Origin of the sequence: Curtobacterium sp. 1310, assembly GCF_017834105.1 — a bacterium.
Classification (GTDB): domain Bacteria; phylum Actinomycetota; class Actinomycetes; order Actinomycetales; family Microbacteriaceae; genus Curtobacterium.
Genome location: NZ_JAFICY010000006.1, coordinates 88,028 through 107,483, shown reverse-complemented (window position 1 = coordinate 107,483; position 19,456 = coordinate 88,028). Strand labels below are relative to the sequence as shown.

At 73.7% G+C, this 19,456-nt stretch carries 13 protein-coding genes and 1 tRNA gene; 5 read left to right on the top strand and 9 right to left on the bottom strand.

Features of this window, described 5'->3' with window-relative positions; all coding sequences use genetic code 11:
* The first annotated feature begins 74 nt into the window (after positions 1–74).
* From JOD95_RS14285 to JOD95_RS14275, 3 genes are all read left to right on the top strand, one after another.
* On the top strand, positions 75–1,244 hold the full coding sequence (locus tag JOD95_RS14285; RefSeq protein WP_245172416.1) for a Gfo/Idh/MocA family protein: 1,170 nt from the start codon (positions 75–77) through the stop codon (positions 1,242–1,244).
* Between the two features lie 52 nt (positions 1,245–1,296).
* Positions 1,297–3,111 carry a thiamine pyrophosphate-requiring protein gene (locus JOD95_RS14280; RefSeq protein WP_209685632.1) on the top strand — a complete coding sequence of 605 codons (1,815 nt, stop codon included), beginning with the start codon at positions 1,297–1,299 and terminating at the stop codon, positions 3,109–3,111.
* Between the two features lie 122 nt (positions 3,112–3,233).
* Positions 3,234–5,582, top strand: coding sequence for a bifunctional UDP-sugar hydrolase/5'-nucleotidase (locus tag JOD95_RS14275; RefSeq protein WP_209685630.1), 2,349 nt, complete (start codon positions 3,234–3,236; stop codon positions 5,580–5,582).
* A 253-nt stretch (positions 5,583–5,835) separates the two neighbouring features.
* Here JOD95_RS14275 and JOD95_RS14270 read toward each other — a convergent pair whose 3' ends face one another.
* Genes JOD95_RS14270 through efeU form a run of 3 tightly spaced genes read right to left on the bottom strand, consistent with a single transcriptional unit; the run spans position 5,836 to position 9,942 of the window.
* Positions 5,836–7,119 carry a Dyp-type peroxidase gene (locus JOD95_RS14270; protein ID WP_209685628.1) on the bottom strand — a complete coding sequence of 428 codons (1,284 nt, stop codon included), beginning with the start codon at positions 7,117–7,119 and terminating at the stop codon, positions 5,836–5,838.
* The gene (gene efeO, locus JOD95_RS14265) at positions 7,116–8,366 is read right to left on the bottom strand and encodes an iron uptake system protein EfeO (protein WP_209685626.1); all 1,251 of its coding nucleotides are present in this window, start codon (positions 8,364–8,366) and stop codon (positions 7,116–7,118) included. The genes JOD95_RS14270 and efeO overlap by 4 nt, the downstream gene beginning before the upstream one ends.
* Positions 8,353–9,942 carry an iron uptake transporter permease EfeU gene (efeU, locus tag JOD95_RS14260; protein ID WP_209685624.1) on the bottom strand — a complete coding sequence of 530 codons (1,590 nt, stop codon included), beginning with the start codon at positions 9,940–9,942 and terminating at the stop codon, positions 8,353–8,355. Before efeU ends, efeO begins: the two co-directional genes overlap by 14 nt.
* Positions 9,943–10,011: 69 nt before the next feature.
* Here efeU and JOD95_RS14255 point away from each other — a divergent pair, with 69 nt between their 5' ends.
* Both JOD95_RS14255 and JOD95_RS14250 read left to right on the top strand, forming a co-directional pair.
* A complete protein-coding gene (locus JOD95_RS14255; protein WP_066655795.1) occupies positions 10,012–10,785 on the top strand; it encodes a trimeric intracellular cation channel family protein in 774 nt (257 codons plus the stop codon).
* 415 nt (positions 10,786–11,200) lie between these two features.
* Complete coding sequence (locus JOD95_RS14250) at positions 11,201–11,809, top strand: TetR/AcrR family transcriptional regulator (RefSeq protein ID WP_209685623.1); 609 nt, start codon at positions 11,201–11,203, stop codon at positions 11,807–11,809.
* A gap of 412 nt (positions 11,810–12,221) precedes the next feature.
* Here the strand turns inward: JOD95_RS14250 and JOD95_RS14245 are convergent, their stop codons facing one another.
* The 6 genes from JOD95_RS14245 to JOD95_RS14220 all read right to left on the bottom strand — a co-directional run bounded on the left by JOD95_RS14245 (position 12,222) and on the right by JOD95_RS14220 (position 19,340).
* Positions 12,222–14,579 (bottom strand): DUF3488 and transglutaminase-like domain-containing protein, encoded by a 2,358-nt coding sequence (locus JOD95_RS14245; RefSeq protein ID WP_209685621.1) that lies wholly within the window; start codon positions 14,577–14,579, stop codon positions 12,222–12,224.
* Positions 14,576–15,907 (bottom strand): DUF58 domain-containing protein, encoded by a 1,332-nt coding sequence (locus tag JOD95_RS14240; RefSeq protein ID WP_209685619.1) that lies wholly within the window; start codon positions 15,905–15,907, stop codon positions 14,576–14,578. The genes JOD95_RS14245 and JOD95_RS14240 overlap by 4 nt, the downstream gene beginning before the upstream one ends.
* Complete coding sequence (locus JOD95_RS14235) at positions 15,907–16,899, bottom strand: MoxR family ATPase (RefSeq protein ID WP_235426362.1); 993 nt, start codon at positions 16,897–16,899, stop codon at positions 15,907–15,909. The genes JOD95_RS14240 and JOD95_RS14235 overlap by 1 nt, the downstream gene beginning before the upstream one ends.
* Positions 16,900–17,086: 187 nt before the next feature.
* Positions 17,087–18,085 carry a glycosyl hydrolase family 18 protein gene (locus JOD95_RS14230; protein ID WP_209685617.1) on the bottom strand — a complete coding sequence of 333 codons (999 nt, stop codon included), beginning with the start codon at positions 18,083–18,085 and terminating at the stop codon, positions 17,087–17,089.
* Between the two features lie 147 nt (positions 18,086–18,232).
* Positions 18,233–18,322 (bottom strand) — tRNA-Ser (locus JOD95_RS14225).
* A gap of 343 nt (positions 18,323–18,665) precedes the next feature.
* A complete protein-coding gene (locus JOD95_RS14220; protein ID WP_209685615.1) occupies positions 18,666–19,340 on the bottom strand; it encodes a GntR family transcriptional regulator in 675 nt (224 codons plus the stop codon).
* Positions 19,341–19,456: the final 116 nt, after the last annotated feature.

The following is a 19,456-nucleotide window of genomic DNA, read 5'->3' as shown; positions in this document are numbered from 1 at the left end:
ACCGTACTCACGCGTTCCGGCGCGTGGCCGGGTTGCGTCGGTACGGTGGGGCGAGTCCGGCGCGAGGGAGCACCATGAGCAGTGGGTACGGAGGGCGACGCATCCGCGTCGCCGTGGTCGGCACCGGGATGATCGCGGGGGTGCACGCCCGTGCGGCACGGGCCGCGGGCGCCGAGGTCGTCGGGGTGCTCGGCCGGACGCCGGCCCGGTCGGAGCAGGTCGCCGCACAGCTCGACGTGCCCCGCGGCTACGCCTCGCTCGACGAGGTGATCGCCGACGCCCCCGACGTCGTCCACGTCTGCACGCCGAACGACCAGCACCACCCGCAGTCGCTCGCGGTCGTCCGCGCCGGGATCAACGTCGTGTGCGAGAAGCCGCTCGCGATCAGCGCCGAGCAGGCCGCCGAGCTGGTCGCCGCAGCCGACGAGGCCGGCGTCGTCGCGACCGTGCCGTTCGTCTACCGGTACCACCCGGTCGTCCGGGAGATCCGTGCCCGCATCGCCGCCGGTGAGCTCGGCCGGTTGCTCGCCGTGCACGGCCACTACCTGCAGGACTGGATGCTCGACGAGGACGCCTCGAGCTGGCGGGTGGACGCCGGTGCCGGCGGGGTGTCCCGGGCCTTCGCGGACATCGGCTCGCACTGGTGCGACCTGGTCGAGTTCGTGACCGGCGACCCGTTCGCCGCGGTGAGCGCCGCGACCGACATCGTCTACCCGACCCGTCCGGCTGCCTCCGGGCCGTCGTTCTCGGGCTCGCCGGACCCCGACCCGGTGGCGGACGCCGGGCAGCGGGCCGAGGTCACCACGGAGGACACGGCCGTCGCGACCTTCCGCACCGGCACCGGGCGCATCGGCAACGTCGTCGTCTCGCAGGTCGCGGCCGGGCGGAAGAACCGGCTGTGGTTCGAGGTCGACGGCACCCTCGGGTCGGCGGCCTTCGACCAGGAGCAGCCCGAGGCGGCGTGGTTCGGCAACGAGCGCGGCGCCCAGATCGTGGTGCGCGACCCCTCGCTCGGGTTCCCCGACCAGCGTCGGCTGGCGGTCGTGCCGGCCGGGCACCCGCAGGGGTACCTCGACGCCTTCGCGGCGTTCGTCGCCGACACCTACGCGGCGGTCCGGGCGGAGGGCGACCGTTCGGCGTGGCCCGAGGGGCTCCCCACCTTCGCCGACGGTGCTCGTGCGGCGTCGGTCATCGAGGCCGTCGTCGCCAGCGCGGCCGACGGGACGTGGCTTCCCGTCGCCTGACGTCCTCCGGGCGACCTGAGCGCGTACAGGAACCGCCGAGCACGGTGGGTTCATGAGCACGACCGTGAGCGACTTCGTCATCGACCGCATCAAGGCATGGGGCGTCTCGCGCGTCTTCGGTTACCCCGGGGACGGGATCGGTGCGTTCGACGGGGCGCTCGGCAAGGCCGACGGCAGCGAGCGGGAGCTCGAGTACGTCCGCCCGACGCACGAGGAGATCGCCGCGCTGATGGCGACCGCGCACGCCAAGTTCACCGGCGAGGTCGGGGTCTGCGTCGCGACCTCGAGCCCCGGCGCGTTCCACCTGCTCAACGGGCTGTACGACGCGCAGATGGACAACCAGCCGGTCGTCGCGATCGTCGGGCAGCAGGGCCTGGCGTCGATCGGCACGTTCACGCAGCAGGAGTCGAACCTCGAGCGCGTGTTCGCCGACGTCGCCTGCTACGTGGAGACCGTCGCCACGCCGGACGCGGTCGGCGTCGTGGTCGACACGGCGTTCCGGACGGCGATGCTCCGGAAGCAGCCGGCCGTCGTCGTGCTCCCCCACGACGTGCAGGCGATGGCGTACGAGGCCCCGGCCGCCGAGCACTGGGTGTCCCGGTCGAGCGACGTCGCCCCCTCGACCCGGATCGTGCCGCCGCAGGACCAGATCGCGCGCTTCGCCGAGATCCTGAACGCCGGGGAGCGCGTGACGTTCCTGGTGGGTGCCGGCGCGCGCGGCGCCACGGACCTGGTGCTCGAGGCCGCCCAGAAGACCGGCGCCGGCATCATCACCGCCCTGCGCGGGAAGGACGTCGTCCCCTCCGACGTGCCGTACCACACGCAGCAGGTCGGGCTCCTCGGCTCGCGCCCGAGCCTGACCCAGGTCAAGGAGTGCGACACGATCGTGCTCCTCGGCTCGAACTACCCCTACGGCGAGTACCTGCCCGCCTCCGGTCAGGCCCGCGGCGTGCAGGTCGACATCAAGCCCGAGCAGATGGGCCTGCGGTACCCGACCGAGCTCAACCTGTGGGGCGACGTCGGTGCGACACTGCAGGCGGTCATGCCGCTGCTGCGCGACAAGCAGGACACCACGTGGCAGGACAAGCTCGCCGGCGAGATGCGTGAGTGGGAAGCGGAGATGCACCGCCAGGCCGAGGTCGCGTACGACGACGGCGTCAACCCACGACGCGTCATCCGCGCCGTGAACGAGCGCCTGCCCGAGCGCGTCACGGTCACCTGCGACGCCGGGACCACCGCCGACTGGTACGGCCACCACATCCGGCTGCGCCGCGGTATGCACGGCGACATGTCCGGACGGCTCGCGACGATGCTCGCGGCGATGCCGTACGCCGTCACGGCGAAGTTCGCCTTCCCGGACGCCCCGGCGGTCTGCACCATCGGCGACGGGGCCTTCCAGATGCTCGGCATGAACGAGCTCATCACGGTGAAGAAGTACATGGCCCAGTGGCCGAACCAGCAGCTCGTGATCGTGGTCATGCACAACGACGACCTCGGCCAGGTGTCGTGGGAGATGCGGACCGAGGACGGCAACCCGATGTGGTCCGGGTCGCAGGACGTCGAGTCGATGGACTACGCCGGGTACGCCCGGCTGCTCGGCTTCGAGGGCATCGCGGTGCACGGTGACGATGAGGTCGAGGCAGCCGTGGAGCGGGCGTTCGCCAACCCCGGGGTCACGCTCATCGACGCCTACGTCAGCCGCAACGTGCCGCCGCTGCCGCCGCACATCACCGCCGAGTACGCGGTGAACACCGCGAAGAGCCTGCTCAAGGGCGACCCGGCGGAGATCGGCGTCATCAAGGACTCGGCGAAGGCCATGGCCGCCGAGGCCGTCGAGCGGGTGAAGGGCGCGCTGGGCCGGGACTGACGCCGATCCCGCCGTGGTTGTCCCCCGAACGGGAGGAACGTCCCCCGTGGTGTGAACACCACGTGACGTGTTGCGGCAACCCCTGGCGCGTCGGCTGTGGGAGTTCATAGGTTCTTGCGGTGATGAACGCTCACACTCCCCCGCGTCGCCGGCGCCTGGCCGGGGCCTCCGCCCTGGTCGCCGCCGGCGTCCTCACCGCCCTGACCGTCCCGTCCGCCGCCCTCGCCGCCGAGGGCGACACCACGATCGACCTCTACAACGTCAACGACTTCCACGGCCGCATCGCGCAGTCGATCTCGAAGGACTCCGCCGGTGCTCCGGCACCGCGGGACGGCGACGCCGCCGGTGCCGCGACCCTCGCCGGTGCACTCGAGCAGCTCCGGGGTGCCGATCCCTCGACGTCCGCCTTCGTCAGCTCCGGCGACAACATCGGCGGCTCGACGTTCGAGTCCTTCATCCAGGACGACCAGCCCACCATCGACGTCCTCAACCAGATGGACCTGTCGGTCAGCGCCATCGGCAACCACGAGCTCGACAAGGGCCAGGACGACCTGCGCGACCGCGTGATCGGCGGCCAGGGCGAGGGCGTCCGCGCGGCACAGTGGGACTACGTCTCCGCGAACATCCTCGACTCGGCCACGGGCGAACCCGCGTTCCAGCCGTACTCGATCCAGGAGATCAGCGGCAAGCGCGTCGGGTTCATCGGTGCGACGGTCGACCTCGTCGGCCAGGGACTCGTCGCTCCGGACGGCATCGCCGGACTGGAGATGGGCGACATCACGACCGAGGTGAACAAGGTCGCGGCGCAGCTCACCGACGGTGACACGGCGAACGACGAGGCCGACGTGCTCGTCCTCCTCGTGCACGACGGCGCCGAGTCCCCCGCCGAGGTCGCGCCCGGCGACGACTCCGACTTCGCGCGCGCGGTCCACGGCGTCACGCCGAAGGTCTCGGCGATCCTGTCCGCCCACACGCACCAGACGTACGCCTACTCGGTCGTCCCGACCGGCGGTACCGTCGCCCGCCCCGTGATCCAGACCGGCTCGTACGGCTTCAACCTCGGTCACGTCGAGCTCACGGTCGCCGCGGACGGCACGGTGACCGCGGCGACGCCCGAGAACCTGCGCCTGGTCGACGGCACGTACACGCCCGACCCCGCCGTGCAGACCACGGTCGACGCCGCCGTGCAGGAAGCCGACCGCCTCGGCGCCGTCGAGCTGGGCACGGTGGACCGCGACCTGCAGCGCGCCGTGCAGTCGAACGGGTCGGAGAACCGCGGCGGCGAGTCCACCCTCGGCAACTTCGTCGCCGAGGTGCAGCGTGACCAGACGCAGCGCCAGGGCTCGCAGATCGCCTTCATGAACCCGGGCGGTCTCCGCGCGGACATCGCTTCCGGCGCGGTGACGTACAAGGAAGCGGCGGTCGTCCAGCCCTTCGCGAACACGCTCGTCGTGCTCGACCTGACCGGCGACCAGATCCGGCGGGCGCTCGAGCAGCAGTGGCAGCCGTCGACCGCGAGCCGCCCCTTCCTCAAGCTCGGCGTCTCCGAGGGCTTCAGCTACACCTACGACCCGCTGGCCACGGCCGGCGAGCGCATCACGGGCATGACCCTCGACGGTGACCCGATCGCGTCCGACCGCACCTACAAGGTCACGGTGAACTCGTTCCTCGCGACCGGCGGAGACAACTTCGCCGCCTTCAAGGACGCCGCCGCGAAGCAGGACAGCGGCATGGTCGACCTCGAGGCGCAGGTCCAGTACTTCCGAGCACACCCGACCGTCGCGGTCCAGGAGGACCAGCGGGCCGTCGGCGTCCGGGTCTCCGAGGCACCTGCCGGCGGCTTCGGCCCCGGCGACGACGTCCGCATCGACCTGTCGTCCCTGACCTTCAGCAACGCGGCCGACCAGGGCGGCACCGTCTCGGTCAGCGCCGGTGGTCAGGAGCTCGCGTCCGCCGAGGTCGACACGACGGTCGTCGACACCACCGACGAGCAGGGTCGCGCGACCCTCGCGTTCACCGTGCCGGGCACGCCTGCCGCGGACACGGAGCCGACGGCCGTTCCGACCGCTGCTGCCCGCGCCGCCGCCCCGACCGCGACGACCGACCAGCCGCTCGTCCTCACCCTGCCGAACGGGCAGACCGTGACCCTCGCCGTGACGGTCCCGGTCGAGACGGCCGTCGAGCCGGAGCCGGGCACCGGCGAGCCGACCGACCCGGGTACCCCCGGTCCCGGCCTGCCGGGCAGCGGCGACACCGACGGCGACGGCAGCGCGGGCGGTGCCGACGGCGCGGGCACCGGTGTCGTGGACGCCGACCGACCGGACGCCGCTCGCGGCGACCTGGCGTTCACCGGCGCCGACCTGGTGTTCCCGGGCATCGCCGCCGGCGTCCTGCTGCTCGCCGGCGCCGTGGCGCTGGTGCTCGCACGCCGGAAGCGCGCCGTCGAGGACGGGCCGGTCCTGACGGACTGACACCGCGCCTCCCGGCCGACGACGCGACGGGCCGTCCCACCTGGTGGGGCGGCCCGTTCCGCTGTCCGATCCCAGAACGGGACTGCTCAGGGGCAGTCCCGCGAGGTACGCTCCCCCTGTCGCATCGCGATGCGTCGCGCCGGGTCGTCCCCCCAGGGGGCGGGCGGTGGTTCCGTCCGCCGGACTCCGCGGCGCGGGTGCTCTCCGTCTCCAGGGAAACGACGGAGGGCACCCACCTCGACTCCCGCCGGGGTCAGTGGAAGAGCTGCTCCCCGATGTACGAGCCCTTGCGGGGTGCCGGCGGCACGGCGAACACCCCGGACCCGATGTGCGACACGTACTCGTTCAGGCGGTCGGACGCACCGAGCTTCCGCTGCAGCCGCGTGACGTGCTCCGGGTCGTTCACGTACGCCGCGAAGAGCAGGCCGGCGTCGAGCTGCCCGTACTGGTTCAGCCCGTCGGTGTAGTTGTACCCGCGGCGCAGGATCTTCACGCCGCCGTTGTTCTCGTGCGCCGCGAGGGCGACGTGGGAGCGCGGGTCGATCGCGGTCCCGCCGTCCGCGTCGGTGCCGTGCGGCGCCCGGGCGTGGAAGTCCGGCGTCGTGTGCTCCGACCCGCCGGAGAGCGGCGCGCCCTCGACCTTCGTCCGGCCGAACACCCGCTGCTGGTCGGAGACGACGTCGGCGTCCCAGGTCTCCAGGTTCATGCGGATCTTCCGCACCACCTGGTACGTGCCACCGGCCATCCAGTCGGCTCCGCGGTCGAGCCACACGAACCGGTCGTACTCGTCGTCCGTCGTGACGTTCCGCGTCCCGTCCTTGAACCCCATCAGGTTGCGCGGCGTCGACTGCGTCGGACCGGCCGAGGCGCGGCCGAACCCGATCACGGTCCACCGCACGGTCGCGGTGCCGCGGGCCATCCGGGCCAGGTCGCGGACCGCGTGGTACGCCACCTGCGGGTCGTCGGCGCAGGCCTGCAGCGACAGGTCGCCGCCGGTCAGCTGCGCGTCCAGGTCGTCGCTCGGCAGCGGCGGGATCGCGGCCAGGTGCGCCGGACGCTTCGCGGCGAGGCCGAAGCGCTCGTCGAAGACGCCGGGCCCGAGCCCGACGGTGACGGTCAGTGACGCCGGGCCGAGGTCGAGCGCCTCGCCCGTGTCCGCTCCCACACCGTCGCCGTGGACGGGTTCGACGCTGCCGATCGTCCGGCCGGCCTGCAGCTGCGCGATCGCGGCCGACCAGCGGGCGAGCAGGACCTGGAGTTCGGTCGCGGTGGACGCCGTCAGGTCGAACACCATGAAGACGCAGTGCCGCTGCGGCGTCGTGCGGATCCCGCCCTGCGGCTGCCGGGCGGCGGTCGCGTAGAACGGGACCGACTGCGACAGGTCGACGGACTCGTCGCCGTTCGCGGCCGCGGTGAACGGGTCGACGCCGGTGGCGGCGGCCGACCCGGCGACACCCGCGACGGCACCCACGCCCGCACCGGCGGCCGCGAGCCCGGCACCGATCAGCCCGCGGCGGGAGAAGCGGGAGTCGTTCACGCCGTCGCGACCTTCTCGGCCAGGCGCGAGAGCGGGTCCTGCAGCGCCTGGACCTGCTGCGAGATGCGGTTGGCGTCCTTCGCCTTCGCGGCGGTGTCCCACGTGGCGAAGCCGCCGAGGGAGTCCGCGTCGCGGAAGCCGTCCATCAGTGTGTTCGTCGTGTCGAACTGCGTGGCGATCTGCTTCGTCAGCGCCGGGTCGACCTTCGTCAGGCCGGGCTTGAGGTACGCGAAGGCCTGTCGGGCACCCTCGACGTTCGCGGCGAGGTCGACGAGGTCGATGTGGCTGTACGCCTCCTCCTCGCCCGTGATCTTGTTCGACTGGACCTCCTCGAGCAGCCCGGCCGCGCCGTTCGCCAGGTCCTCGGGCTTGTACTCGATCGACGGCACGCGCTTCGCGAGGAGCTCGACGTCGGCGGTCAGTGCGGCCGCGGTCTCCTTCGTCGACGCGGTGATCGCGCCGGCCTGGAACAGGTCCTTCTCGACGGCGTGGAAGCCGCTCCAGCCGACGGCGTCGTCGAGGTTCGACGCGCGCATGTCGATCAGGTAGTCGAGGTTGCCGGCGTTGTCGGTGGCCGAGAACCCCTTCTTGACGAAGCCGTCGACGTCGCTCTCGACGTGCTCGTAGAACGGACGGGCCGCCGCGTAGTCGCGCTTCGCCGCGTCGAGGTCGCCGGCGTCCACGTCGTGCTGCAGCTGCTGCACGGCCGCCACCATGTCGGTGACCTGGCCGTCGACGTAGGTCGCGTAGCCCTTCGCTCCGTCGGCGAGCAGGGTGGCCGCGCTGCTGTTCGCGGTCGACGCAGCCTTGCCGGTCACGGTGAGGTCGGTGAGCTCGTGCTCGGCACCCGGGCAGTAGACCTGGTACTCCCCACCGCTCAGCGTGGCGGTGAAGCGGACGGCGTCGAGCCCCGGGGCGAGGTTCTCCTTCTCGCCGAGGATGCGCTGGTCCTGCAGGAGCTCCACCTCGGTGATGGCGGTGGACGACTCGTTGTGCACCGTGAACGTGACGGGGCCCGCGGGGACCTTCGTGGTCGACACGGCGCAGGCGTCGGAGCCGTCGTTCGTCAGGGTGATGGTGACACGGGAGAGCTTCCCGGTGCTGATCGAGCTGTCGTCGGCGGGCGACCCCGTCGAGCAGCCGGACAGGGCGAGGGCGGTGACGGTGCCGAGCGCACCGAGGACGATCAGGGGGCGGGCGGCCAGGGGGTGGGCGGCGCGGGGGCGGGCGGTCCTACCGAACGGCATGGTCGAGGCTCCTTGCAGGGACGTCGGCGGGCGGTCCGCGCGACGGGTCGGTTCCGGGGGTGGTGGTCGGTGGGGCGACGGCGCGCCGACGGTCGCGGAGGGCGAGCAACGCCTGTGCGGCGGCGGCGACGGCGAGCGCGATCGGCAGCCAGGTGCTCCAGAGCCGCAGCTCGGCAGCGCGGGTGTGCGCCGCGGCCAGGTCCGCGGCCGCGCGGTCGACGCGGTCGGTCGGCACCGCCCACACCGTGCGTTCCAGCGTGGTGGTCCGGGCGGCCGGGAGGCCCCCACCGCGCAGTGTGAGCACGTCGCGTTCCGAGCGGGTCGCGTCCAGGACACCCCCACCGACGGTGGTCAGGGTGACGGTCTCGCGGACGGACCAGCGGGCCGTGAACGGCCCGGGGTCCGTGCTCGGCGAGATGCCGACGGGGACCCGGCCGAAGAGGCCGACGAGGTCGTCGAGCGTCAGCGAGGTGGGGCGGCCGGCGACCGGGACGTCCTCGGTGACCTGCCAGCGGTCGGCGGCGACGCCGGAGCGGGTCACGCGGCGGTGGGCCGACGCGGGGAGGGTGCGTCGTGCCTCCCGGCCGGTGCCGGAGACGCGCAGGACTGCTGCCGGACCGTCGACGTCCGCCGTGACGGACCGTGCGTCACCGGTGACCGCCGTCGTGCGCGGCAGGTCGACGTCCGTGCTCGGGACGACCAGGGCGAGGACGACGGCCGTGGCCGCGAGCCCGGCGGCGACCGCCGCGCGGACCACCGGGACGCGGGCCGGCGACGGACGCCAGCGGCGCGGCCAGACCGCGACGGCGAGGACGGGCACGACGTAGAGGAACCAGCCGAGCACCTCGATGACGCGCGGATCGGCGGGGATCCCGAGGACGCCGGTGACGAGGGCGCCGCGGAGCGACCCGTTGGGGGCGAGCCACCCGAGGTCGACCGTGCGCTGCTGGCCGATGACGAGCCACCCGGCCTCGTGCGCGTGCCGCAGTGCGGTGAGCACGAGGCCGCCGGCGACGAAGACGAGGAAGACGCCGGTACCGGTGAAGAACCGGCCGAGGTCGAGGCGGACCCCGCCGGTGTAGATGCCGTACCCGACCGCCACCGCGACCGCGATGCCGATCACGGCACCGACGGCTGCCGTGCCGGTGTCCGACGACGCCTGGAAGGTCGCGAGGAGGAAGACCGAGGTCTCGAACCCTTCCTTGAGGACCGCGAGGAACGCCATGCCCGCCAGCGCCCAGGCGGTCCCCCGTCCGAGCGCCGCCGACGCACTGGCCTGCAGGTCCCGCGACAGCGTGCGCGCGTGCGTGCGCATCCAGACGATCATCCCGGTGACGAAGACCACGGCGACGGCTCCGATGACCGTCTCCATGCCCTCCTGCTGGGCCTGGGGCAGTGCCTGCTCGACGAGCTGCAGGCCGAAGCCGACGGCGATGCTCAGCGCGACGGCGAGCCCGACGCCGGCCCACATCGGGGCGAGAGGCGCGCGGTTGCGACGGAGGAACGCGGCGATGATGCCGACGATGAGCGTCGCTTCGAGGCCTTCGCGGAGGCCGATGACGAGGGTGGCGATCATGGCGAAGGTGAGGCTAACCTAACCAGCGCTCGGCCCGCCACTCCGGCGACGTGGGGTTTGATTGTTCTCATGAACGTGCTGACCCCGGAGGCCCTGGCGTCGGTCACCAACGTGCTCGACCTCGCCGGCGTGTTCGCCTCGGCACTGCTGGGCGGCTCGCTCGCACGCACGATGGACTTCGACCTGTTCGGCTTCCTCGTCGTCGGCTTCGTCTCCGGCCTCGGCGGCGGCATGCTCCGCGACACCCTGCTGCAGAACGGGCCGCCCGTCGCGCTCGTCGACCCGCTCTACCTGCCCGTGGCGATCGCCGGCGCACTGGTCGCATTCTTCGTGTCGTTCTCGGAGCTCACCTGGGACCGACTGTTCACCGTGCTGGACGCCGCCGTCATCGGCTTCTGGTCCGTGGTCGGGGTCCAGCGGACCTTCGACGCCGGTCTCGGCTGGCCCGCCGCGATCATCATGGGCACCATCACCGCGGTCGGCGGCGGGGCGATGCGCGACCTGCTGCTCCGTCGCGTGCCCGCGGTGTTCGGCGGGAACGCGCTCTACGCCACCGTGGCCGTCGCCGCGTCCGCGGTGATGGTGGTCGCCTCGTACCTCGGATCGCCGTCGATCGGCATCATCGCCGCGATCGTGCTGTCGCTCGGGCTCCGGTACGGGGCCGTCAAGCGCGGCTGGGGGCTGCCGAACGGTCGCGAGTGGCAGCCGAAGTCGACGCTCGGCGCACTGCTGCAGCGCGGGCGACGGCTGCGCCCCGACGCGATCCGGCTGCTCCGTCGACCCGGACGCCGAACCGGCGACGGGGCCGTCCGCAGCGACCGGGACACACCCGACGGCGTCTGACGAGCCGCGGTCGGCGTTCCGTCAGCGCCCGTCAGCACCCCGGCCGGTGCCTCGGTCAGCGCCTCGGTCAGCGCCTCTGCCCGGGCTCCGGTCGGTACCCGGGCACGGCGGTGGCCCACCGTCCGGACGACGCACGACCCCGTCGCTGCAGCGGCCTGCCGCGGTACGATCGCTCCCGCCGGGTACCGACCCGGTGACCACCGTCCTCGACGCACCGACACGACCCGAACGTGGCGGTCCACCGAGCGACGGGGCCGGGGGCTTCGCTGGTGCCGCGCGTGATCACGACGCGCGGCGCGGCAGGTCTCCGAGGGTCGCACCGGACCGGGTGCGGCACGGCCCGTGCGCCACCGACGCGCGGGGATCGACAGGACGGCGCACCACCGTCCACGACGACGATCACGGACCAGGACCCATGCGCGACGACGCTTCCTCCCCCAACCCCCGGACACCCCGCGCCGAGGTGCGCGAACGACTGCTCGTCGCCGGAGCCGACGTCTTCGCCGAGTCCGGCGTGCACGGCGCCCGGCTCGACGACGTGGCCGCTCGCGCCGGCTTCAGCAAGGGCGCCGTCTACTCGAACTTCACGTCGAAGCAGGACCTCGTCGCCCAGGTCATGCAGCGCTCGACGAACCGGATCCTCGCCGCGCTCCAGGAGGTCGTCCACGAGGACGTCGCCGCCGCGAGCATCGCCGAGGTCGTCCGGGCGGCGTTCGGGCGGTACGACCAGGGTCGGCAGTTCGCCCTCGTCTCGGAGCTCCGGGGGTACGCACTCCGCGACCCGGAGTTCATGCCCGAGTTCGTCCGGCAGCGGCGCGAGCTGCAGGACGGCGTGCTCGACCTGGTCCGGTCGTGGTTCGGGGCGCACCCCGAGGTCGAGCCGGGCATGCCGCTCGAGGACTTCGCCACGCTGCTCATCGGCGCGAACACCGGGATCGTGTTCGACGGGCCGGCCCTGCCCGGGGTGAACCCCGGCGACGTCATCGCGAGCCTGGTCGACGCGGTCGTGCGCCCGCGTCGCTGACGCGGCCGCGGCGGCGGCGCCGCCGCATGCGCGCCGGCGCGGCAGGGCGCATGCGCCCGGCGCGGCGGGGCGCGAGCAGCCGTCCGCACAACCGGAAGCACGTCGCGCCACGCGATTCCGCGGCGCGACGTGCTCGCCGTTGTGCGCGAGCACGCCACACCACGCCCGGCCCGGCGAGGCCGCACCAGGCCCGGGCCGGCACGGCCGGCCCAGCCGGCCCAGCCGCCGCGGTCGTGCGCCCGCGGCGCTGACTCGACCGCGGCGGCCGCGGCCGAGTCCCGCCGCGGCCGTCCGCACAACCGGAAGCACGTCGCGCCACGCGATTCCGCGGCGCGACGTGCTCCCCGTTGTGCGCGAGCACGCCACACCACGCCCGGCCCGGCACGGCCGGCGCGTAGCCGCCGCGCGGCGGCTAGGCCGTGCGCCGGCGCTGCCGGCCCTCGTGGGACCACGCGGACGAGGGCAGCAGGCTCGGCGGGAACAGCCGCGCCCGGACCACGCGCGCCCGCGGGACGGACGCGTCGAGGGCGACACGAGCCTCCAGGACGGCCCGCCGGAGTGCTGCCGTGTCCACGCCCGCCGCACCGTCCGCGGCGAAGCGCTCCAGGTCGACTGCATCGACGATGCTCGTCAGGTGCGGGAGCACGCTCGCGGGGACGGTCCCGACGAGCCGACCGCGCACCGCTCGCGCCGTCCGCGCTGCTGCGGCGGCGTCACCCGGCGGCGCGAGCCCCGGTGCGTACCCGTGGTCGGCGACGTCGTCGAGCACCTCGCGCCAGGCCTGCAGTGCGGGCGAACGTCCCGCCTGCACCGCGGCGAGCCGTCGGCGCCGACGCACCACACGGACGACCCCGGGTGCGACGAGCACCGCCAGCAGGAGCAGCAGTCCGACCACCAGGCCGGCGGCACCGGGTCCGGCGCCGCCGCCCGTCGTGGCCGCCGCGCCCGCTCCGGTCGAGGCGGAGGGTGTCGGGGTGCGCGAGGCCTCGGCAGGAGCGGTCTCTCCCGGGGCCGGCAGCGGCGTCTCCGACGGGGCCGGAGCCGGCGTCGCCGACGACTCGGTCCCCGCCTGCGCTGCGGCGTCGGAGCTCGGGGTCGGCTCGAACGACACCCAACCGGCGCCACGGATGTACAGCTCGGGCCACGAGTGCAGCTGTCGGTTCGAGACGGTGTACTCGCCGTCCTCCGTCTGGTCGCTGCTCGCCCGGTACCCGACCGCGATGCGCGACGGGATCCCGAGCGTCCGCGCCATCACGGCCATCGACGACGCGAAGTGCACGCAGTAGCCCTGGCGCACGCGCAGGAACGTGTCGATCACGTCCATGCTGTCGCCGTCGTAGCCCTGCTCGACGGGGGCCGTCTCGGAGTAGGTGAAGAGGTCGCTCCGGAACCACTGCTCCAGGGCACGCGCGCGGGCGTAGTCGTTCGGCAGCCCGCCGGCCACCCGCTGGGCCGCCGCCCGGATGTCACGTGGCAGGTCCTCGGGCAGTGCCAGGTCGGTGCGGAGCTGCGTCTCGCTCGGCGCCGTGAACCCACGGCCGTCGGTGCGCCCGAGGATCCCGCTCGCGGCGATCGCGTCGAGGTACTCTCCCGACCAGGTCGAGGCGCCGAAGACCTGGTAGGTCGAACCGCGCTGGGTCACGGGACCGGTCGACCGGACCGTGCTCGAGTCCCCCATCCAGCGCCACTGCGACAGGTCCAGGTTCGTCGACTGCGACTCGAGCGACACGGCGCCGCCGGGCACGGGCAGGTAGTTGCTCGACAGCCCGGTGATCCGCACGGTCAGGTCGCCGCGGCTCGCCAGACGGGGGTTGATCCCGACCGCCCACTGCTGCTGGTCCGCGGTCTCCGCGGTGCTGGCGTCGGTCACGGTCGGCACCCAGTCGCCGGTGCCGAACTCGTCGAGGTCGGCGAGCTTGAGGTACTCCGGCTGCCCGTCGGCGGTGCGGTAGCGGAACACCTCGAGCTCGTTCGGCTGGCGGAGGTCGCGGCCGAGCTCGAGCAGCGTGCCGGGACGACCGGGCTGGATCGGGGCCTGCAGCGCGCCCGTCACGCCGGACAGCCAGCTGGCGTTGATCGGGACGAGCACCGGGAGCCCCACGGCGACGACGAGCCCGATCGCGCCCACGACGGCGGCCGGGAACGCCCGTTGCACCGGTCGGACGGACAGCCAGAGGAGGCCGAGGAACGCCGCCCCCACCAGGACGACGAGCACCGGCGAGGCGGGCTCGCCCGTGACGACACCGGGGACGATGAGCACGACCAGCGCGGGCACGGCCGCGAGCGCGACGGTCGGCGCGATCGCGGCGAGGAACAGGGTCACCCCGGCGACCCAGGCGATCGCGACGGTGACGATCAAGCGGATCGCGTCGCTCTGCGGCAGCGGCGCGGGGTTGAGCCGGATCGCGGCGAGCGCCTCGCCGAGGGCTCCCTCGCGGTCGAGCCAGCCGAGGGGGTGGACGTCGTTGACGACCGCGGCGACGCACGACCCGACCACCAGCGTGGCGACGAGGGCGATGAAGCGCACGCCCGGAGCGCGACGGCGGACGGCGAGGACGACGGCGACGAGCACCGCCGTGAAGACGACGCCGGACAGCCACCAGGCGGTGCCCTGCACGAGCGGACGCATCGCGAGCGCCGCGATGAGGACCGGCAGCGGTGCCAGGGCGACGACCCACGGCCCCGGGGCGTCGTCGCGTTCGGCCGGACGCTCGGGGCGGCCGCTGCGCGTGGGCGTCCTGACGCGGTCGGCGGTCGAGGTCCCGCTCACCGGGTGCTCCCGTGCGCCTGCGCGCCCGCGACGGGCACGACCAGGGTCCGCCAACCGGCACGGTCGAGGATGCCGCGCACCACGGGGTCGGGCGGGACGATGGTCGCGAGGATGCCGCGACTGGACCCGCTCGTCGCGGCGACGAGCTCTGCGGCCTGCTCGGCGGTGCACCGGCCGGTGACGACGGCGGTCATGCCGTGGACGTCGCGACCGTGCACGTCGGACAGGACCTCGGTGACCGGGCGGGCGTCCGAGCGGACCCGGACGTCGGCGAGTCCGACGAGCAGGTCCGTCAGGCTGCCGACGTCGCCGGTGTGCCGTCCCGCGCCCGGAGTGTCGTCGCTCACGAGCACCACGCGCGACGTCCGCGCGCTGAGGGCACGGGCGACGCTCGCGGCGACGACGACGGCGTGCTCGAACGCGGCGTCGCCACCGAGGTCGCTCAGTTCCGCGAGGTCGTCGCGGCCGAGCGCCTGGTAGGACTCTCGGCGGAGGTCGATGGCGATGACGGCCTCCGGCGGCTGCGCCTGCGTGGTCTGGCGGACGTGGAGTTCGCCGCGTCGGGCGCTCTGTGCCCAGTGCACGCGGCGGATCGGGTCGCCCTGCCGGTACGGCCGGAGCTCGCTGTCGTCGGCGGAACCGCCCTGACCCACACGGCCCTCGTCCGCCGAGACGGCACCCGCGAGCGCACCGGTGTCGATCGCGCCGAGGGTGGTGGATGCGGGGACGATCACGACCTCCTCGGCGGGGACGACCGGCCGGTCGATGCGCAGCAGGCCGAAGGGGTCCTCGACGCGGATGGTCACCGGACCGACCAGCGTGCGGCCCCGGTGCATCGCGAGGGCCTCGACGTCGAGCACCGCCGGGGGCTCGTTCGGGCCGACCAGGGCGTAGGTCTGCGCGTCGGACACGCTCGCGAGGGCGTCCTCGAGCTGCTCCCGCACCAGCAGGGTCGTCCGCGGCCCGATCGGCAGCGACGTCCCCCGCAGGGTGATCCGCTCGCGGTGGACCTCACCGACCTGCACGACCGAGCGGGCGGTCGACCGGGTCGCACGCAGCGGCGCCGCGACGACGAGTGCCATGACGATCCCGAGCACGAGCAGCACGAGCAGCAGGAGCCCGGCGGAGACGGCGATGCTCGTCGTGGCGACGAGACCACCGCCGACGAGGGCGATCCCCGACCCGAGCACCGTCCACCCCCTGGCCGTCGGCCGCGGGAACGGGGTCCGGCGGAGCATGGCCGCGCCGCGTCGCCCGGTGCGGAGCACCCACGACCGCACCGCGCCCGCACGCAGCGCGGACGTCGAGGGTCCGCTGCCGTCGGGCATCAGGAGCGGACGGCGGCCGAGGCGAACGGCACGGCGGTGTCGGACACGATCCGGACGACCACGTCGCGCGCGGTGTCCTCGGCGGCCCCGCCGAGCCCGCGGGCGACGGGGACGAGACGGTGGGACAGGATCACCGGTGCGAGGTGGGCGACGTCGTCGGGGGTGACGAACGGGCGACCGAGCAGCGCGGCGTGGGCACGAGCGGCCTGCGCCAGGTGCAGGGTGGCGCGAGGGCTCGCGCCCAGCACGAGGTCCGGGTGCGTGCGGGTGGCACGGACGATCGCGACGATGTAGGCCTCGACGTCGTGGGCCAGGTGCACCCCGCGCACGGCGTGCACGATCGCCCGCAGCGTCTGCACGTCGACGATCGGTCGGAGCGCGGACAGCGGGTCGCGGGTCCCGCGCGCCGCGAGCATCTGGCGCTCGGCGTCCGCGCTGGGGTACCCCATCGCGATGCGGGCCATGAACCGGTCGCGCTGGGCCTCGGGCAGCGGGTACGTGCCCTCCATGTCGATCGGGTTCTGGGTCGCGACGATCATGAACGGCGACTCCAGTGGCCGGGTCACGCCGTCGACGGTCACCTGCGCCTCGGCCATCGCCTCGAGCAGGGCCGACTGGGTCTTCGGGCTCGTGCGGTTGATCTCGTCACCGATGACGACGTTCGCGAACACCGGGCCCGGCGAGAACCGGAACGTGCCCGACGACTGGTCGTAGATGTTCACACCGGTGACGTCGGACGGCAGCATGTCCGAGGTGAACTGGATGCGGTTCACCGTCCCGCCGACCGAGGCACCGAGCGCCTTCGCGAGCACGGTCTTGCCGACGCCGGGGACGTCCTCGACGAGCAGGTGCCCCTCGGCGAGCATCACGGTGAACGCCGTGCGGATGGCGTCGACCTTGCCGTCCACCACGGTGGAGACGGCTGCGACGACGTCGTCGCCCACCGCTCGCACGTGCTCGATCGGGAAGGCTTGGTCGGTCTGGTCCGGCACGCAGGCCTCCTCGTCTCGGGACAGGTGTCGTGCATGCTACAACGGCGCGGTGACAGGCACCGGAGGATGCGTCACCGATCATCCGGAAGGCACACACGGGCCCTGCCCGCGACGGACGGGAGGCGCGGTGCGGGGCCGCCACGCGCCTCCCGTCCGCCTCCTGGTCACGGTCCGGTCGGTGCGGGCGTCAGCGCGGCAGGGCCTCGGTCGTCAGCGACCAGAGCGCGACGCCGTGCAGCCCGAGTCGCTGCGCCAGCGCGACACGTGCCCGGTAGGAGCGGGCGTCCGACCAGTGCAGCTCGTGTCCGTCGCGGAGGGTCGCCGACCACTCCCCCGTGCGGTCCGACCAGCGTGCGGCACCGCCGGCCAGCGCACGGGCCCGCGCCGGCGACACCTGCCCGGCGTCCGGTCCACCCCAGCGGTACCCGTACCCGGCGACGCCGAGGTCGGTGCGGTCGGCCGGCAGTCCCTCGTGCTCGGCCACCTCGACGACGCGCTGCGCCCACGGCAGGGCGCCGATCGTGCCCGGTCCGCTCCACGGGCCGTGCTGGTCGTAGGTCATCAGCACGAATCGGTCGACGTGCTCCGCCAGACGGCGGAGGTCGTACCCGGTGTCCCGGAAGCCCGCGGCCGAGGTGGACGCCATCACGGCCATCGACACCGGGGCGTCGGCACCGAGCTCGTCGTGCACCGCGTCCTCGAGCGCGGCTGCGAAGGCGACGAGTCCCGCGCGGTCGCGGTCGCGCAGTGATTCGAGGTCGATCTGCACGCCCGTGCAGTGGTGGTCGTGCGCCAGGGCCGCCAGGTCCCGAGCCACCTGTGCGCGGGCGACCGGGTCGGCCAGCAGCGCCGAGGCGGTCTCCGGCGAGAAGTCACCGAGCGTCTCGGAGTAGTTGCTGACGAGGAGCTCCGGTCGCGCGCCCCGGCGGGCCGCGGCGAGGGCCAGACGGTCGACGCCGTCGGGCAACGGCGCGAGGCCCGTGCCGTCCGCGGAGAGCGTGACACCGTCGATGCCGATCGTGTCCGCCCGCTCGGTGGCGGCTCGTACCCGGGCGACCGCCGTCGGGGCTCCCGGCTCGACGTACGCCTCGACGGCGACGCCGCGGGCAGCGGACGCGTCGGCGCAGCCGGCGACCGTGGTGACGATCACGACGAGCGCGACGGCGAGGGCGGATGAGCGGAGCACGGGGCAACGGTAGTGGGCGGGGCCAGGGCACCCGTGCCGGGCCGGCCCGTGCCTCCCGACCGTCGAGCACGGCCGCACCGTCGTGTTCCCGCGCGCACCCTGCCGGAACGACGAAACCCCCGCCGGTGGCAGGGGTTTGGTCGACTGCGGAGACGGAGGGATTTGAACCCTCGGTCCCCTCAAAGGGGACTCCACCTTAGCAGGGTGGTGCACTCGGCCGGACTATGCGACGTCTCCGTGCGCTCTCACGAGCGCGAGACCCACCATACAGGAGGACGAGCCTCCTCTCGACCTCCCGCCACGACACGATCATCTCGGGTCGGTCACCGGGTCCCCTGAAGTGGGGACAGGTGGGGCTTGTCCGCTCGTACCCCGACGCCTAGCATCGTCGGGACGCGGACATCACGTTCCGGGGGCATCACCTCCCCCGTCGCCGCGACACAGCACCAGACGTCGTCCCCCCTTCTGCCGAGCCCGACGCACCCGACCGCGGCGGCCCGGACGGGGACGACCAGGGGGCGCGGACCCGGTCCGCGCCCCCGCTCTGGGTGCTCTCCGGTGGGCGCTGCCCCACCGTGCCTCACGCGGCGGAGCGGAACCGGTCGGGCAACGCGATGAGGTCCTCCGCCAACCCCACGAGCGCTGCGGCGCACTCGTCGAGCTGTCCACGCTCCGCCGCAGCAGCCGCCCGTTCGACCTGCTGCACACGAGCACGCCGCCCGACGACGGCGTCGATGCCGTTCGCCACGGCGACGTCGTCCGTGAAGAAGGTGTCGAGCACGGCCCGCTGCGCCGTGAGCCAGTCGGCACTGACGATCGCACCGCGCCGACGGAGGTACCAGGCACCGAGCTCGACGAGCGCCCCGGCCTCGGTCAGGCAGGACCTGAACGCGAGCGCGTCGAACTGCTCGTCCACCCCCTGGCAGCCGGGAGCGGGATCGGCGATCATCGCCCGGGCCACCCGGAGTCGCTCGACCATCTGGCCGACGGACCAGTGGGCGACGACGACGCCGACGTACCGCTGCACGCTGACGAGCCGCAGCGACTCGAGCGGGACGAGGGCTTCGCGGACGGGTGTGCGCGAGACCTGCATGTCCCGGGCGATGTCGTCGAGCCGGAGCCGTTGCCCCCGCCGGTAGACCCCGCGCAGGACGTTCTCGAGCAGCTTGAGGAAGACGGCGTCACGCAGCAGGCTGCGGCGGATGCCGTTCGGGTCGGGGACCCGGTCGTTCCCCGAGGACGATGAGCGATCCATCGCCCCAGGGTCACGCACGACGACCACCCGGTGCTCCGGGAGCGGGCGACCAGGGGAACGATCCGGTCGGGGTCGGGATGTGGAGGAGTGCCATGCCGAGACCCTCCCAGCGGGAG

Excerpts from the sequence above, each read along its gene's own strand:
- JOD95_RS14285 (WP_245172416.1), top strand. The coding sequence starts at position 75 with ATGAGCAGTGGGTACGGAGGGCGACGCATCCGCGTCGCCGTGGTCGGC.
- JOD95_RS14280 (WP_209685632.1), top strand. The coding sequence starts at position 1,297 with ATGAGCACGACCGTGAGCGACTTCGTCATCGACCGCATCAAGGCATGG.
- JOD95_RS14275 (WP_209685630.1), top strand. The coding sequence starts at position 3,234 with ATGAACGCTCACACTCCCCCGCGTCGCCGGCGCCTGGCCGGGGCCTCC.
- efeO (WP_209685626.1), bottom strand. The coding sequence starts at position 8,366 with ATGCCGTTCGGTAGGACCGCCCGCCCCCGCGCCGCCCACCCCCTGGCC.
- efeU (WP_209685624.1), bottom strand. The coding sequence starts at position 9,942 with ATGATCGCCACCCTCGTCATCGGCCTCCGCGAAGGCCTCGAAGCGACG.
- JOD95_RS14255 (WP_066655795.1), top strand. The coding sequence starts at position 10,012 with ATGAACGTGCTGACCCCGGAGGCCCTGGCGTCGGTCACCAACGTGCTC.
- JOD95_RS14250 (WP_209685623.1), top strand. The coding sequence starts at position 11,201 with ATGCGCGACGACGCTTCCTCCCCCAACCCCCGGACACCCCGCGCCGAG.
- JOD95_RS14240 (WP_209685619.1), bottom strand. The coding sequence starts at position 15,907 with ATGCCCGACGGCAGCGGACCCTCGACGTCCGCGCTGCGTGCGGGCGCG.
- JOD95_RS14220 (WP_209685615.1), bottom strand. The coding sequence starts at position 19,340 with ATGGATCGCTCATCGTCCTCGGGGAACGACCGGGTCCCCGACCCGAAC.